Raw genomic sequence first — 13,518 nt, 5'->3', positions numbered from 1 at the left:
TACTCGTTGCGAGCTCCATGGGGAAATTCCCAATCGAGTGCACCTTCAGTGCCGCTCAAGTTGGCTCGCAGGGGAGAGGACAGGGAGAGGAGAGAGGCTAGCTTTTTCTGAGACGAAAAGGTTTTATCCAGACATCACATTTAGGAATGTCCTGTTCTAATAAAAACGTGTTCATTTGGAAGGTGTTCTTTCGTAAACGAGCCGGTCTCTTCGACCTGTGTTCGACCGGTGCCCAGTAAGTTATTGAGTGTTTTTCGAGAATGCAGGTTCCCGAAGGGGGTAATACGCATGTCGGTAAAAATTTCGGAAATCGATCCAATCTTGCCCGAATAATTCTGAGACGCCAGCCTATCGGCAGGTAAGCGCTGTGGAATGATATGGTATGCGCCCTTCTCTTTCATTACCTTGTAAAGCTCCTTAAAAACAAGCGAGTAACTTTATGCAATCGATTGTGTTTCAGCAACATTTGCATCTGCTGGACTTTTTGACGAAGTTTATGTCAGGTTATCTCTTAGAACTCCGTCAACGGTATTGGGTGGAGTCATGTTGGCATCAATGAATAATGACATATTATGAACTTAAAAACACAAAAATTAAAAGGTATGCTATGTGGTGCTATCCTCATTGGAGTGACTTCTGCATGCGGCCAAAACCAACAAGAACAGGAGCGGAGAACTCCTTTGGATTTGGTCAACTTTAAGGAATTACCCGACCCGACGGCAGATACATTGTCTGATTGGTCTAAAGTAGAAAATGGATTACACGCTTCTTTTGTGACGATTGATAAACGTTTTCCGAAGTCCATAGCTCCTGACTTCGCCGTCGAAAAGCAAGCGTCTGTGACAGGGTGGAGAGGAGAGCGTGTCTCTGCTCAAATATTACTATGGACAAATGCTGAAATTGCCGGTGCGCAAGTGGACGTATCAGGTTTTCGTGCAGAAAGCGGCAGCGATTTGCCATCGGATATAGCGTCTACCCATTTTGTTCGTTATGTGATGACAGATGAGTACGCCGGGGGATGTGGTCATCGTAAGCCGGAAGATTTCGCCTCGTCTCTGTCGCCCGATATGTTAGATAATCTGAACTCTTTCGATCTCGAAGCAAAGAAGGTACGGCCAGTTTGGGTAACATTACGTATTCCGGAAGACGCAAAACCAGGTTACTATACGGCAAAGGTACAAGTGAAAGCTGCTGAAGTACCCACGCAAGAACTGAATCTCTCTTTACATGTTATAGATAAGCTCCTGCCTAAGCCATCGGAATGGACTTACCATTAGATCAATGGCAACATCCATCGGCAGTAGCACGTGTAGAAGGGCTCGAAATGTGGTCGGAGGAACATTTCAAAGCGCTGAAACCACAGATGCAGATGTTAGCAGACGTCGGGCAGAAAGTGATCACTGCGACCCTTAACAAAGATCCTTGGAATGTGCAGACATTTGACCCTTATGCAGATATGATTATATGGACAAAGCAAAAGGATGGTTCCTGGAAGTATGATTACAGCGTATTTGATAAATGGGTGCAGTTTATGCTGGATCTTGGTGTTAACAAGATGATAAATTGTTATTCCATCATCCCTTGGAATAATGAAATCCATTATAATGATGAAACAAGTGGTGAATTGGTAAATGTCGAGGCTAAACCGGGTACACCTATATTTGAGCAATTATGGACGCCGTTCTTAGAAGATTTCGTAGAACACCTTCGGGGGAAGGGGTGGTTGGAAAAAACAAATATAGCCATTGATGAACGTACGAGGGAAGAAGTGGACGGTGCTTTGACTTTATTACAAAAAGTGTCACCGGAATTAGGTGTTTCTTATGCTGATAACCAAAGAACTTATCGACGTTATCCGAATAGCGACGATGTTAGTATTGCAATGGGACACCCATTTTCGGAAGAAGATCTAAAAGACCGTCAATCACGGGGATTGAACACGACGTTTTATATCTATTGCGGTAATGCGTTTCCCAATCAGTTTACATTTTCTGACCCAGCGGAATCTGTCCTCGTGGCGTGGTTTGCAGAAGCAGCGAATTTTGACGGTATGTTACGATGGGCATTCAATTCTTGGGTAGAAAATCCATTGTTAGATTCCCGTTTCCGTACCTGGCCGGCGGGCGATACCTATATCGTCTACCCAAATGCTAGAAGCTCGATTCGTTACGAGCGACTGTTGGAGGGGCTTCAAGACTATGCGAAGATTCAAGTTGTGAAACGAGCACTGGAAAATAAGGGAGACCAAGCTAACTTAGATCGGTTGGAAACGGCCATCCAGAAATTGAAGATTACGAAACCTAACCAGACTTGGAATCAAGATCTCAACGATGCAAAAGGATTGCTTAATGAGCTTTCGGTTCAATTGGTACAATAGGAGGAAAACAACTTTTGTTCAAATAAGAGGCTTTCTGAAAAGCTTCACTAAAGAAGATTCCCGATACCCAGAAGTGTCGGGGATTTTCATTGTCGCCTTAAATATTATAATTTAAGAGTGCTTGTAACGAAGAAAGGACCTCAAGGCTCTTCCCTCAAACCGTCCGAGCCTATTTCCGGAAGATATTTTTTTCCAGCCCCCCTTTTAACCATCCTGTTCGACTTATTGCTTATTTACTGATCAACAACGAATTAGACGCAATAAAAAAAGGGAAAGATTCGTTTAATTTGAATCTTTCCCCTGAGGTAGCCCGTAGGGGAATCGAACCCCTGTTTCAAGAATGAAAATCTTGCGTCCTAACCCCTAGACGAACGGGCCTTTTTTATTCCGGAATGCGTGTCCGTTTTTCGGTCTGCAAAGATAGACAAGGATTTTATATTTCAAAAGACAAATTTTAAATATTTTGTTAGAGCTTGACTATCAGTAAATAAAAATTACAGCGCTTTCTTAGCCTTCTTATTTGTCAACAGTAGTAGGACGCTGCCCGCGATGCCGGATAATACGGAACCGGCTAAAATGGAAAATTTAGCTTCGGCTAATACATGCGTAGCATTCGCGAAAGATAAGATGGCAATAAAAATCGACATGGTAAAGCCAATTCCTCCCAGCATACCGACTCCTAAAATGTGTTTCCAAGAAGCACCGTGTGGTCGATTACTAATTCTTAATTTAACAGCTAACCAGGAAAAAGCAGTAATCCCGACTGGCTTTCCAAGAAACAAACCAAGCGCTATTCCTAATCCTAAAGGTGTAAATAAACCTTCTAGCATGCCATCTTCATATTTGATGTTCGTGTTTGCCAAAGCGAATATCGGCATGATCAGGAAATTCACCGGCTTTACTAATAGATGCTCTAATTTTTCTAAAGGAGACTCTGTAGCGTCCGGCGTGGTAGGTAAGGTAAAAGCTGTAAGAACACCGGCAATCGTTGCATGAATACCTGAATGGTGAATGAAATACCACATGAATATTCCCGGGATTAGGTAAAAAATAATTTTTTTGACTCCTAACTTATTGAAAATCAAAAGTAGGGCGAACAATAGACCGGCATATAGGAGGTATTGATATTGCAGGGAGGTTGAGTAAATATAGCAATAACAAGTATGGCCATTAAGTCGTCTACAATAGCCAATGCCGCCAAGAATATTTTCAATGAGGAAGGTACTTTATTGCCTAAGAGCGTGATGATAGCCAAGGCGAAGGCTATGTCAGTTGCCATTGGAATGCCCCAACCTCCTGCGAATTCCGAGTTTTTATTGAAAAAGGTATAGATCAATGCCGGTGCGATTACACCACCGAGTGCAGCAAATACAGGTAAGGTTGCCTTTTTGATCGATGCCAATTCACCTTCTACCAATTCCCGCTTAATTTCCAAGCCTACTAAGAGAAAGAAAATGGCCATTAATCCGTCATTAATCCAATGATAATAGGATATTCCAAATGAAGGGTTTCAGAATGGTAACCTACTTTCATTTCTAAAAAATTATTAAAAGCACCACTGAAGGTTGTGTTGGCAATGATAAGGGAGATGACAACACAAAGAATCAGAATTACCCCACCCGCAGTACCGGATTTTAAGAACTCTTGAAAGGATTTGAAGTTAATTATTTTAGCCATACTGGCGAAAATAGCAAAAAAAGCCTGTATTTGGCAGAAAAAATGGTAAAACTATAGGGGTATGAAAGGGCAAAGGTGTCATAGTTTTAAAATAATATGAGAACTATGAAGCTGTTTAAATTATTGGCGATTATCGCTATTATCGTAACAAGTGCATCAAGTACAAAAGCGCAAGTAGGGGATTGGACCATTGGCTTAAAGGCAGGAGCCAACTACGCTAATCTTCATTCGGATGCACAAGGACTAAATGACAAAAAAGGAAAGGTAGGTTTTACGGCGGGTGCATTCGCTCGCATAGGCCAAACAGTTTTTTTTCAACCGGAGCTCAATTTTGTACATTTTTCCAATGAATTTCAATACAACGGCCAAAGGCATAATCCAAAGCTGAGCCAGTTAAATGTGCCTTTGATGTTGGGATATAAGCTGCTGGACCAAGAAGCACTTGCGTTAAGAGTTTCTTTAGGGCCTGATTTTAGTTACAATCTGAATGAGCCGGATGTGTTTAAATCCGGCGACTTTAAAAAATTCAACATAGGCGGCGTTTTTAATGTGGGGGTGGACATAGGAAATATTACCTTGGATGCGCGCTATAGTAGAAGTTTTACCGATCTGGACAAGCGTCTTGGCCAAAAGACAGGCATATACTCATTAGCTGTCGGATTTAAGATTTTTTAGGTAACAATAAATTGTTTTGTAGACACTTATCTTTTTGTTGTTTTTTAAAAAAGTTATAACAGCTTAGAAAATTTTGTGTTTATGGAAAAAAGTATTAGCTTTGTGCTTTCATAATTTAGGTTTATAATTGGTTGACAGGCCTCTAATCTCCCCGATTATTGGCCTGTTACTTTTTAAAATTATTTAGTATTTTTATACTTTAATAACCATTTATAAACAGAACATGCGTCTCGTCTTTTTTGCCTTATTACTGGTGGGCTATATGCGTAGTGCTGCGCAAGAAGAAATTGTTCCTTCGCCTTCTCAAGTATTAAGCGAGGTGCATTTTAAAACCTTAATGGGTGGAGTGGTTGTTTTGCCCGCCTTGTTGAATGGTTTTCCAGATACATTAAATTTTATTTTAGATACCGGGAGCGGGGGTATTTCCCTGGATTCTTCCACGGTTGTTTCTCTTGGATTGAAACCGACGCCAAGCGCCACCCGCATCCGAGGCGTTGCAGGCATTAAACAGGTTAGCTATCTATATAATCAGCATCTTAAGTTCCCGGGATATACGGTTGATAGCTTAAATTTTCATATCAACGACTATTCTTTTCTTTCAAGTGTGTACGGGGTTAAAGTTGATGGGATCATTGGCTACTCATTATTTAGCCGATATATAGTGAAAATAAATTATGATGATAGCCTGATGCATATCTGCTCGCAAGGCACCATTCGTTATCCAAAGGGAGGTTTTCTTTTAAGGCCTAACATAAAAAGTTTAGTGGTGCAGCGGGCCTTATTAAAAGATAAGCACCAAGTGAATGCGCGCTTTTTGCACGATATCGGTGCGGGTGTATGTGTTATGCTTTCGAAAGAGTTCGTTGAAGATAGTACACTGTTAGCATGGAATCGAAAGCTATGGCCGAAAGAAGGACATGGTTTGGGGGGTAAGATACAGATGGATTTAACGGTTATTAAGGAGCTCCGTTTTGGTCCGTACAAATTTAAACATGTCCCTACCTTGATTTTTGATGATGTGTATGATGTGACTTCCTATCCCTACTTGGGCGGCTTGATCGGGAACGATATTTTCAGGCGTTTTAACATGATCTATAACTATGAAAAGGGAGATATTCACCTCATACCTAATAACAGTTTTCGGGATCGGTTTGATTACGCCTATTCGGGCTTGGACTTGCAATTAATTGATGGAAACATAGAAATCGGAGGCGTGGCGAAAGGGTCACCCGCAGAATTGGCCGGGTTAAAAGTTGGCGATTTGTTGCTCGCTGTAAATGGTGATTTCAGTGTGAATTTTGCCCAATATAAAAAGGCGCTGCAGCGGCCAAAAAAGGAAGTCATGTTGCTGGTACGACGAAAGGAAGAGCTGCTAATATTTAAGTTCAAGATAAAAAGTATAAAACAAGTTTTTTAGTCACTTAACCTAATTTTACTTCTATGCGGATAGCTTTGATGAAGTGGGGCTTATTCATGAGATAGAATATTGATAATATTGTCGAAAGGATCCTTTACAAAAAAACGCCTTACTCCCCAAGGTTCATGGGAAGGTCCATAAATGATCTCAAAGCCATGTTTTGTTATTTCCGTTAATGCTTGGTCTAAGTCGTCCACTTCGATAGACAAATACGGTACAGGCAGGCCGTCTCCTCCCTGAGAGGCGAAACTTACCTGCGTTCCGCTTTCTTCAGAGGACGCATAAGTTGCGATCCATCCATGGTTCATCACGTTTTGTAAGCCTAATACGTCACCATAAAAGGTTGCTGCCAATTCAATGTTATCTGTTTCTATATTTGCTACAATACGTTTTACCTTCATGAGCTTACTTTTTCTTTGTCCCCTTAGATGAAAATTTATCTAGCTGAAAACAGGGGTTTTCCGGGTTCAATCAGCCTAATTTAAGAATCTTTCTTTATTATTGTAAACGTTGCTTTTGAAATCGTTGTGTTTTTTGGGATGTGTATTGCAAACATGTTGACCTTAAAATGAAATATAATGAGTTACTTTTGGAAAGCTTACATGTTCTTCTTCGCGGTTCCCTTTCCGATGATATTGTACTATAGTATCAATTACAATTCTGAAATAAGGGGAGACGGTACAAATCCTTGGTTGGCTTTAACCTATCTGTTAATTTCGCTGGTATTGTGGACGATCGTTTTATATAAGCTTTATCAGCGATGGATCGCACTCACTTTACAGACCAAATCAAATATTGAGTCGCTGCTTCGTGATGGCGTGTTAAAGGATGGGGAAATTGTGGACGTGAAAACGCTCAAACCTGTCGCAAAAGACGTTGAAACCTTGGAGGTATCGGTGCGGTTTGAGAATTTTTCAGGCACGAAGGTTTTACAGACAATACCTATTAATGATAGTAAGCCGCAACAGAATCGATACGAAGCAGGTAAACGTATAAAACTACGGATTGATAAAACCTTAAAAAGCAGCCCCGTCTTCATACCGGATGGGGTGCAAGTAGAATTAAGGAAAAGTCAAATGTTTCTTTCTATCATAGGATGGTTATTGGCTTTAGGGCTTGTTATCGCCTATTATATTTTCTCCTATCAATTGGAAAGCAGAGGCACCGGGTGGCGATTCCTTATCTTCTGGCATCCCTTATTATTATGTCCTTTAATTTTATTGCTCAGCTTCCTCGGCTTGGATGCTTTACTGGGACAACTTAGTGGCTTACCCAAGGATGTATTACGATTGATCTTCTATGGAAAGCAAGCTACTGCGAGGATTTTAAGCGCAAAACAAACCGGTACTTACATTAATGAACAGCCACAGGTGCGGTTTGAGTTGGATTTTAAGGACGAGAGGGGTCGGACGCATAGGGTAAGTCTTAAGAAAATCGTAAGTCTGCTGGAGGTGAGTATAACTCAGCAACAGACGGTAGACATTTTTTATTTAGAAGAAGATCCCCAAACAATAGCTTTTAGCAAGGATCTGAATGATTAATTTCAATAGGGTATTTAAATTTTCATGAAAACTTACAAACTTACTATCTTATTGATAGGTTCCCTAAATATTATGGTTGCTTGTAACAGTATAACCAAAAGCATTCGAGATACTTTTGATGACTCTTCAAAAGCTGAGAAAGATACTGCGGCTTCAGCAAGTAACCTCATGCCGGATACTAGTAAGCAAGAAACTGTTCAACAAAGAAAAATATATAAAGAAGTTACACCACCTCCGGTAAAAGATTTTTTAAGTGATACCCTTGCCCTTGGAAAGGCAGAGCAATCCTTAAGGAAACTTCCGCAATATAATGGAAAGAAAATCAGACTATATGACGATATTCACTTTTACGATGATGGAAGGGTGATGCTTAATCTTCAACATCCCGAGAATCCGGAGTATATTGATGCTTACGAATATGATGATGGGGTATGGAGTGAGCCAAAGCCTGTTCAAATTTCTATTAGAACTAATCTACAAAGTAAGCTGTTTGATCTGGATAGAATTAAATTCAGAACGGTGTCAACTATTATGAATAACTATAACGAAAAGGCGGGAACGATAGAGGGAGCAAAACCGGTCAACCATGTGTACGGTATTGTTTGGGATGGTGAATTTATTTGGTATCCTCGAAGTATAAACGGTTCAAGGCAACGTTTTGCCATCGACTTTAACCTAGATGGTTCGGTGAAAATGTTTAGGCGTGAGTAGTTGGACAATATGAATTTAGCCTTAACATTGGTTTTCTGTTTTGCAAAAAAGAGTGCTTAGCTGTTTATCGCTTTCCAGATTAAATCTTTAAGTTCCTGCAGTCCTTTTTGTGCGACGGAGGAAATGAAGATGTAAGGGATTTGCTCTGGAAGGTCTTGCTCCATTTCCAGCTGTAGTTCCTCGTCTAGCATATCGGATTTTGTAATGGCTAACAGACGGGGTTTATCCAAGAGCTCCGGATTGTAAGCCGTGAGTTCGTGTAAGAGAATATTAAACTCTTCTGCAATTGAGCGGTGAGTGTCAGCAGGAACCATAAAAAGCAATACGGAATTACGCTCGATATGTCTTAAGAATCGATAACCCAGTCCCTTTCCCTCAGAGGCGCCTTCAATGATGCCAGGAATGTCGGCCATCACAAAAGATTTGTTATCGCGATAAGATACGATACCCAAATTGGGAACTAATGTTGTAAAGGGGTAATCGGCTATTTCGGGCTTAGCTGCAGAAACTACGGAAAGTAGCGTGGATTTACCTGCGTTCGGAAAACCGACCAAGCCTACATCAGCCAATACTTTGAGCTCCAAAACAATCCATTCTTCTATGCCAGGCTCACCAGGTTGAGCAAAGCGTGGTGTTTGTTGCGTTGGTGTTTTGAAATGCCAGTTGCCTAATCCGCCGCGCCCCCCGGGTGTGAGAACCTTGGTTTCACCGTCTTCGGTAATATCAAATAGGACTTCCCCTGTTTCGGCATTCCTGGCGATAGTGCCCAACGGAACTTCCAAGATTTCATCTTTTCCGTTCTTGCCATGTTGCAATGCGCTGGAGCCCGGCCCGCCGGGCTCAGCGATAATGTGCTTTCTGTATTTAAGGTGCAAAAGCGTCCATAATTGACTATTGCCCCGCAGTATAATATGGCCTCCTCTGCCCCCGTCGCCCCCGTCAGGTCCACCCTTTGCTGTATGTTTGTCGCGATGGAGGTGGGCAGAGCCAGCCCCTCCATGACCGGAACGACAACAAATTTTAACATAATCGACAAAGTTTGAACCTTGAGCCATTTTTTGTTATTGAATTACTGGAATTAATAGCGGTCTACAACAGCGCATATTGCCTTAAAAATCTCATCAATGGATCCTATTCCATCAATATTCTGTAGTTTTCCTTGTTGCTGGTAATAACCGGCAACCGGTGCTGTTTTTGAATTATATTCTACGATACGTTTGCGGATGATTTCGGGATTAGCATCGTCGGCACGACCGGAATCTTTTCCACGTAGTAATAGTCTTTTTTCCAGCTCGTCTTCATCAACCTGAAGTGCTATCATGCCGGATATTTGCGCTCCTTTTGATGCTAAGAGTTTGTCAAGAGCTTCAGCTTGCGCTACGGTACGTGGAAAACCATCGAAAATAAAACCCTTTGCCTCTTGATTACTATCAAGCTTGTTACTGATCATACCGATTACAACTTCATCAGGAACCAGCTTACCATCATCCATCAGTTTTTTAGCTTCTAGTCCTAAAGCAGTTCCCTGCGCAATTTCACTTCTAAGGAGGTCTCCTGTAGATAGATGGACTAATTGATACTTTTCAATAAGTTTTTGGGATTGTGTACCTTTTCCGGCGCCTGGAGGGCCAAATAAAACTAAATTTAGCATGTTATGAATTTTTTGCTCAATGTGTTTTTACATCGAGACACGGTTAAACTTGTACAACCAACGGTTTCCACAATCTACATCTTTGCCGCTAGCTTTCTTCGGAACTTTACTTCTTTGAAGTTTTGTACGTTGTTAATGATAACAAAAGCCTTGCCCACTTAAGAATTCGGCCCTTGTTACATTCGTATAAATGACTCTTTAGTAAAAAAGAGCGGTCGCAAAGGTAAGGCTTATTTTTTTATTTTTTTGCATTCAATCATGAAAGATTCATATGTGCAAACAGGCGCTAAACGATAAGTATCCGAATACTTTGTAAGAAGGAAGGTTTGTTTTATAGGTGGATGATATGTTTTAAGTCAAAAGAACCTAATGTGCTGACTATATACAGGAAAAGAAAGATGATGGATAAAACATCATCTTTCTTAGATATGCTTTAGCGTGTGGTGTAGCCACCGTTTGCAAAAATGGTTTGTCCGGTGATCCACCAACCATCTGTTACCAAAAATTCAACTAACGGCGCGATATCTTTGATGTCTGTTAGGCCACCCAAAGCGGAGGCAGATTTATGATAAGCCACCGCATCGTCGCTTTCTTGCCCATAAAAGAAGGGGGTATCCATTGGTCCGGGCGCTACTGCTGTAACGGATATGCCACGTTCACCGAATTCCTTCGAAGCCGATCGCGTAAAGTCTTCTACCGGTGCTTTTGCACCGGCATAAGTTGAATAATAACCGGTATAGGCAGCAAGTAAGGAGGTTACAATGGTACATATTTTTCCGTTATCGTTAAGCTGTTTTCCAGCCTCCTGAAGGAAGAAATAGGCTACTTTTGAATTGATGTCAAACATGTTGTCATATTCTTCTTCTGTAGTATCTACGAATGGTTTTTTCAATACACGTCCTACCGTATTAATCGCAATATCGATTCCTCCATATTTGCTTTTTGTTTCTTCAAAAAGCTTTTTGATATTGGCAATCTGGGTGAGATCAGCCTGAAAAAGAAACGCATCACCACCCGATTGTTTTATAGCTGCAAGTGTTTGCTCGGCATCTGGCCGGGTCTGCTCACTGTTGTAATGAATTGCGACTTTTGCACCTTTTGCTGCCAGATTTCTACTCAGCAAACCTCCAAGGTTTTTACCTCCACCGGCAATAAGAACTACTTTTCCATTCAAATCATTTCGTGCCATAGCATTTAAATTTTAAGTTTATGAATTAGACAAAAATCGGATTCGGTTCACTATTATTATGGTGAACTTTTCGGATTTTTATTTAAGAGACCTTCGGTGTCCGGGATTCCCGGAATTGACCGGGAGTTTGACCGGTCATTTTCTTGAAGAATTTTGAAAAATTAGAAGGATCATAAGTTAAGAGAAGCGCAATTTCCCTGACAGGATGTTCAGAATCAGACAAAAGCCTTTTTGCCCAATCAATTATTTTTAGATCGTAGAAATGACAAGGATGGTGGCCCCTCGTCTTTTGTATTGTATCAGTTAAATGATTGTGCGATACAAAAAGCTTTTCAGCGATTTGCTTAAGGGACATCATTTCTGTGGCTCGCGCCTCAACGATATCCAGTAGATGCTTATCTAATAAGCGAAAGTATTGTTCCGTGATCTCTTCACTCCTTGTAAGCTGTTTCTCGTTTTTCATCGTAGACTGATTAACGGTTTTATTAAACAGTTGAATTATTTAGCGTTAATCGCAAGTTAAAAATAATTCTATAAAGACGAATAGCGTATAGTCCTGAAATTTGCGGCTTGTTTGGGCATTTCGCCAAATACCGGAAATTCAGTTCGCAAGTTTAAGGAATAGTTTACTGAGCTCCTTATTGATTTTTAATCGAACAATACGGATATTTAATTGGAATAATTTTTACAAATAAGTTGTCCGAAAAGATTGTTTAACATGTATTTTTATGACAAAAAAACGCTTCCTATCCCTTTGTCTGTTCATTGTAATGATATTTGTTGTGCATGCACAGTCGTTAAGGATTAACGGTGTATATATTGGTGCAGAGCTATATACCACACCCTTTCAAGGCATGCAGATCAATAATATCGTGATCTATTTCAGAAACGATGGTACCTTTAATAACGCATTAAGCCAAACTGACTGGAAAACGAAAGTTAGCGGTTATTATACAAATACAAATAATATCGTACAGCTGACATTCCAAAACGGGGATGAAAGCGAAAAGTATACGTTGGCAACCAATGGTAATCTCGAAAGCACCGCTGGTGTGAAGCATACTTTACATAAGGTGAAGAAAGTGGCGGTTCTTCCCGCGGGCGTATATGAAAAAAGGAATGCTTCTACCAGTGGGGGTATGGGAACAGGTACGCCGGCTGTAGGTGCTTTTTCTTCAAATTATCTGTATTTTGATGGAAAGGGAAATTTTTCGATGGACCGTTCCGGCATGGTAGGAGTAGCAGGAGATGCAACAGGGGGTACCGTGGGTGGCCAATTTGAAAAAAGGGGTATAAGCAGTGGAACGTATCAGCTTGGCGATGGAGAAATAACGTTTACATTCGGCAATGGAACAGTTTCCAAACATAGCTTCTTTTATAGTCCACCGAACGAAGAAGACCTGGTTTTGCTGGATGGAGAATTCTATTTCCGACAGGAAGAGGGGGAAGCGACTATAACTACACAACGAACAACAGAGGATAGCGGCCCCGCCGACCTATCTGTGACAACCCGGCTTCCTACACCAGCCGATCTATTAATTGGTCTCCGGAGGCAGTATGGTGGCGAAAGTATAGATAAGATAACAACTGTCAGAGAAATTGCCACCATAACAGGTAATATACAAGCTACCCTTGTAACCGATATTGTCAACAATAAAATACGCGCCGAGCTGCGACGAAACGGTAAGTTGCTGCTGGTAAAACAGCTGAACGGAAATGAAGGCTGGCAGTGGGTAGAGGGAGTAAAAAAAGCCCTGTCGCAAGACGAAAAAGAGGAGCTAATGTTAAGCTTGTACCAAGGGGTGCTGGGTTTACATAAAAATTTAAATAGCTATTTCTTAAGCGGAGTTGTCTCTCCATCCGGAGACGATTATATCATTACTTTCTACAAAAATCAGCATAAAATTGTTTATTTGATTGGCAGTGATTATTCCTTGAAAGGAAACGCCTATACCATTCATGCTGATCCCAATATGTCCATTTATAAAGATTTTAGGGAGACAAACGGCATCACATACCCCGGTACTACGGAATCTTCCGATGGAAAGACAAAAGTTACCGCAACCACTACTTCGATTGAGTTTAATCCGGTTTTGATGAGTAATGACTGGAAGATACCGTAGAAATATAAAAACGAACGCAATAGAACGGACAAATTAAAGTGGTAGAAAATTAAGAGCAAAAAAAGTTGAGAGTATAAAATTATTCGAAGGAACAGGGTTTCTATAATGGATGCTATAGAAAGGAGCCGAATGAAAAGTGAAATACCAAGTACGCAAG

14 protein-coding genes, 1 tRNA gene and 1 pseudogene are annotated in these 13,518 nt (G+C 40.9%); 7 read left to right on the top strand and 9 right to left on the bottom strand.

Annotated features, from left to right (window positions below):
• Nucleotides 1-140 precede the first annotated feature (140 nt).
• Nucleotides 141-401, bottom strand: a complete 261-nt coding sequence (locus QT327_RS06715) for a hypothetical protein (protein WP_130858022.1) — start codon at nt 399-401, stop codon at nt 141-143.
• Nucleotides 402-572: 171 nt separating this feature from the next.
• Here QT327_RS06715 and QT327_RS06710 point away from each other — a divergent pair, with 171 nt between their 5' ends.
• Together QT327_RS06710 and QT327_RS06705 are read left to right on the top strand one after the other, a co-directional pair.
• Nucleotides 573-1,277 carry a glycoside hydrolase domain-containing protein gene (locus QT327_RS06710; RefSeq protein ID WP_289552388.1) on the top strand — a complete coding sequence of 235 codons (705 nt, stop codon included), beginning with the start codon at nt 573-575 and terminating at the stop codon, nt 1,275-1,277.
• Nucleotides 1,262-2,377, top strand: coding sequence for a DUF4091 domain-containing protein (locus QT327_RS06705; RefSeq protein WP_289552387.1), 1,116 nt, complete (start codon nt 1,262-1,264; stop codon nt 2,375-2,377). The genes QT327_RS06710 and QT327_RS06705 overlap by 16 nt, the downstream gene beginning before the upstream one ends.
• A gap of 306 nt (nt 2,378-2,683) precedes the next feature.
• Here the strand turns inward: QT327_RS06705 and QT327_RS06700 are convergent.
• From QT327_RS06700 to QT327_RS28510, 3 genes and pseudogenes are all read right to left on the bottom strand, one after another.
• Nucleotides 2,684-2,755: transfer RNA gene (locus tag QT327_RS06700), tRNA-Glu, on the bottom strand.
• 116 nt (nt 2,756-2,871) lie between these two features.
• Nucleotides 2,872-3,839: pseudogene (nhaA, locus tag QT327_RS06695) on the bottom strand (Na+/H+ antiporter NhaA).
• On the bottom strand, nt 3,839-4,054 hold the full coding sequence (locus QT327_RS28510) for a Na+/H+ antiporter NhaA (protein ID WP_502910526.1): 216 nt from the start codon (nt 4,052-4,054) through the stop codon (nt 3,839-3,841). Before QT327_RS28510 ends, nhaA begins: the two are co-directional and overlap by 1 nt.
• Before the next feature lie 105 nt (nt 4,055-4,159).
• Between QT327_RS28510 and QT327_RS06690 the strand changes: the two genes are divergently transcribed.
• Complete coding sequence (locus QT327_RS06690) at nt 4,160-4,729, top strand: porin family protein (protein WP_165447083.1); 570 nt, start codon at nt 4,160-4,162, stop codon at nt 4,727-4,729.
• A gap of 223 nt (nt 4,730-4,952) precedes the next feature.
• A complete protein-coding gene (locus tag QT327_RS06685) occupies nt 4,953-6,146 on the top strand; it encodes a pepsin/retropepsin-like aspartic protease family protein (RefSeq protein ID WP_013663407.1) in 1,194 nt (397 codons plus the stop codon).
• A 50-nt stretch (nt 6,147-6,196) separates the two neighbouring features.
• Here the strand turns inward: QT327_RS06685 and QT327_RS06680 are convergent, their stop codons facing one another.
• Nucleotides 6,197-6,547, bottom strand: a complete 351-nt coding sequence (locus QT327_RS06680) for a VOC family protein (protein ID WP_013663406.1) — start codon at nt 6,545-6,547, stop codon at nt 6,197-6,199.
• Between the two features lie 177 nt (nt 6,548-6,724).
• Between QT327_RS06680 and QT327_RS06675 the strand changes: the two genes are divergently transcribed.
• Entirely contained in the window at nt 6,725-7,687 is a 963-nt protein-coding gene (locus QT327_RS06675; protein WP_130858319.1) for a hypothetical protein, read from the top strand.
• Between the two features lie 24 nt (nt 7,688-7,711).
• Entirely contained in the window at nt 7,712-8,398 is a 687-nt protein-coding gene (locus QT327_RS06670; RefSeq protein ID WP_130858320.1) for a hypothetical protein, read from the top strand.
• A 56-nt stretch (nt 8,399-8,454) separates the two neighbouring features.
• Here QT327_RS06670 and obgE read toward each other — a convergent pair whose 3' ends face one another.
• From obgE to QT327_RS06650, 4 genes are all read right to left on the bottom strand, one after another.
• Nucleotides 8,455-9,453 (bottom strand): GTPase ObgE, encoded by a 999-nt coding sequence (gene obgE / locus QT327_RS06665; protein WP_013663403.1) that lies wholly within the window; start codon nt 9,451-9,453, stop codon nt 8,455-8,457.
• A 23-nt stretch (nt 9,454-9,476) separates the two neighbouring features.
• The gene (locus QT327_RS06660) at nt 9,477-10,049 is read right to left on the bottom strand and encodes an adenylate kinase (RefSeq protein WP_130858321.1); all 573 of its coding nucleotides are present in this window, start codon (nt 10,047-10,049) and stop codon (nt 9,477-9,479) included.
• 433 nt (nt 10,050-10,482) lie between these two features.
• Entirely contained in the window at nt 10,483-11,238 is a 756-nt protein-coding gene (locus QT327_RS06655; RefSeq protein ID WP_013663401.1) for an SDR family oxidoreductase, read from the bottom strand.
• Between the two features lie 82 nt (nt 11,239-11,320).
• The gene (locus QT327_RS06650) at nt 11,321-11,701 is read right to left on the bottom strand and encodes a helix-turn-helix domain-containing protein (RefSeq protein WP_130858322.1); all 381 of its coding nucleotides are present in this window, start codon (nt 11,699-11,701) and stop codon (nt 11,321-11,323) included.
• Nucleotides 11,702-11,966: 265 nt separating this feature from the next.
• Between QT327_RS06650 and QT327_RS06645 the strand changes: the two genes are divergently transcribed.
• Nucleotides 11,967-13,361 (top strand): hypothetical protein, encoded by a 1,395-nt coding sequence (locus QT327_RS06645; protein WP_149106256.1) that lies wholly within the window; start codon nt 11,967-11,969, stop codon nt 13,359-13,361.
• The last annotated feature ends 157 nt before the right edge of the window (nt 13,362-13,518 follow it).

This window comes from Olivibacter sp. 47 (genome assembly GCF_030372825.1).
Lineage (GTDB): Bacteria > Bacteroidota > Bacteroidia > Sphingobacteriales > Sphingobacteriaceae > Olivibacter > Olivibacter oleidegradans.
This window is presented reverse-complemented; position numbering and strand designations above follow the sequence as displayed.

What these genes read in the sequence shown, in the direction of transcription:
- QT327_RS06715 (WP_130858022.1), bottom strand. Translation starts at nt 401, where the DNA reads ATGAAAGAGAAGGGCGCATACCATATCATTCCACAGCGCTTACCTGCC.
- QT327_RS06710 (WP_289552388.1), top strand. Translation starts at nt 573, where the DNA reads ATGAACTTAAAAACACAAAAATTAAAAGGTATGCTATGTGGTGCTATC.
- QT327_RS06705 (WP_289552387.1), top strand. Translation starts at nt 1,262, where the DNA reads ATGGACTTACCATTAGATCAATGGCAACATCCATCGGCAGTAGCACGT.
- QT327_RS28510 (WP_502910526.1), bottom strand. Translation starts at nt 4,054, where the DNA reads ATGGCTAAAATAATTAACTTCAAATCCTTTCAAGAGTTCTTAAAATCC.
- QT327_RS06690 (WP_165447083.1), top strand. Translation starts at nt 4,160, where the DNA reads ATGAAGCTGTTTAAATTATTGGCGATTATCGCTATTATCGTAACAAGT.
- QT327_RS06685 (WP_013663407.1), top strand. Translation starts at nt 4,953, where the DNA reads ATGCGTCTCGTCTTTTTTGCCTTATTACTGGTGGGCTATATGCGTAGT.
- QT327_RS06680 (WP_013663406.1), bottom strand. Translation starts at nt 6,547, where the DNA reads ATGAAGGTAAAACGTATTGTAGCAAATATAGAAACAGATAACATTGAA.
- QT327_RS06675 (WP_130858319.1), top strand. Translation starts at nt 6,725, where the DNA reads ATGAGTTACTTTTGGAAAGCTTACATGTTCTTCTTCGCGGTTCCCTTT.
- QT327_RS06670 (WP_130858320.1), top strand. Translation starts at nt 7,712, where the DNA reads ATGAAAACTTACAAACTTACTATCTTATTGATAGGTTCCCTAAATATT.
- obgE (WP_013663403.1), bottom strand. Translation starts at nt 9,453, where the DNA reads ATGGCTCAAGGTTCAAACTTTGTCGATTATGTTAAAATTTGTTGTCGT.
- QT327_RS06660 (WP_130858321.1), bottom strand. Translation starts at nt 10,049, where the DNA reads ATGCTAAATTTAGTTTTATTTGGCCCTCCAGGCGCCGGAAAAGGTACA.
- QT327_RS06655 (WP_013663401.1), bottom strand. Translation starts at nt 11,238, where the DNA reads ATGGCACGAAATGATTTGAATGGAAAAGTAGTTCTTATTGCCGGTGGA.
- QT327_RS06650 (WP_130858322.1), bottom strand. Translation starts at nt 11,701, where the DNA reads ATGAAAAACGAGAAACAGCTTACAAGGAGTGAAGAGATCACGGAACAA.
- QT327_RS06645 (WP_149106256.1), top strand. Translation starts at nt 11,967, where the DNA reads ATGACAAAAAAACGCTTCCTATCCCTTTGTCTGTTCATTGTAATGATA.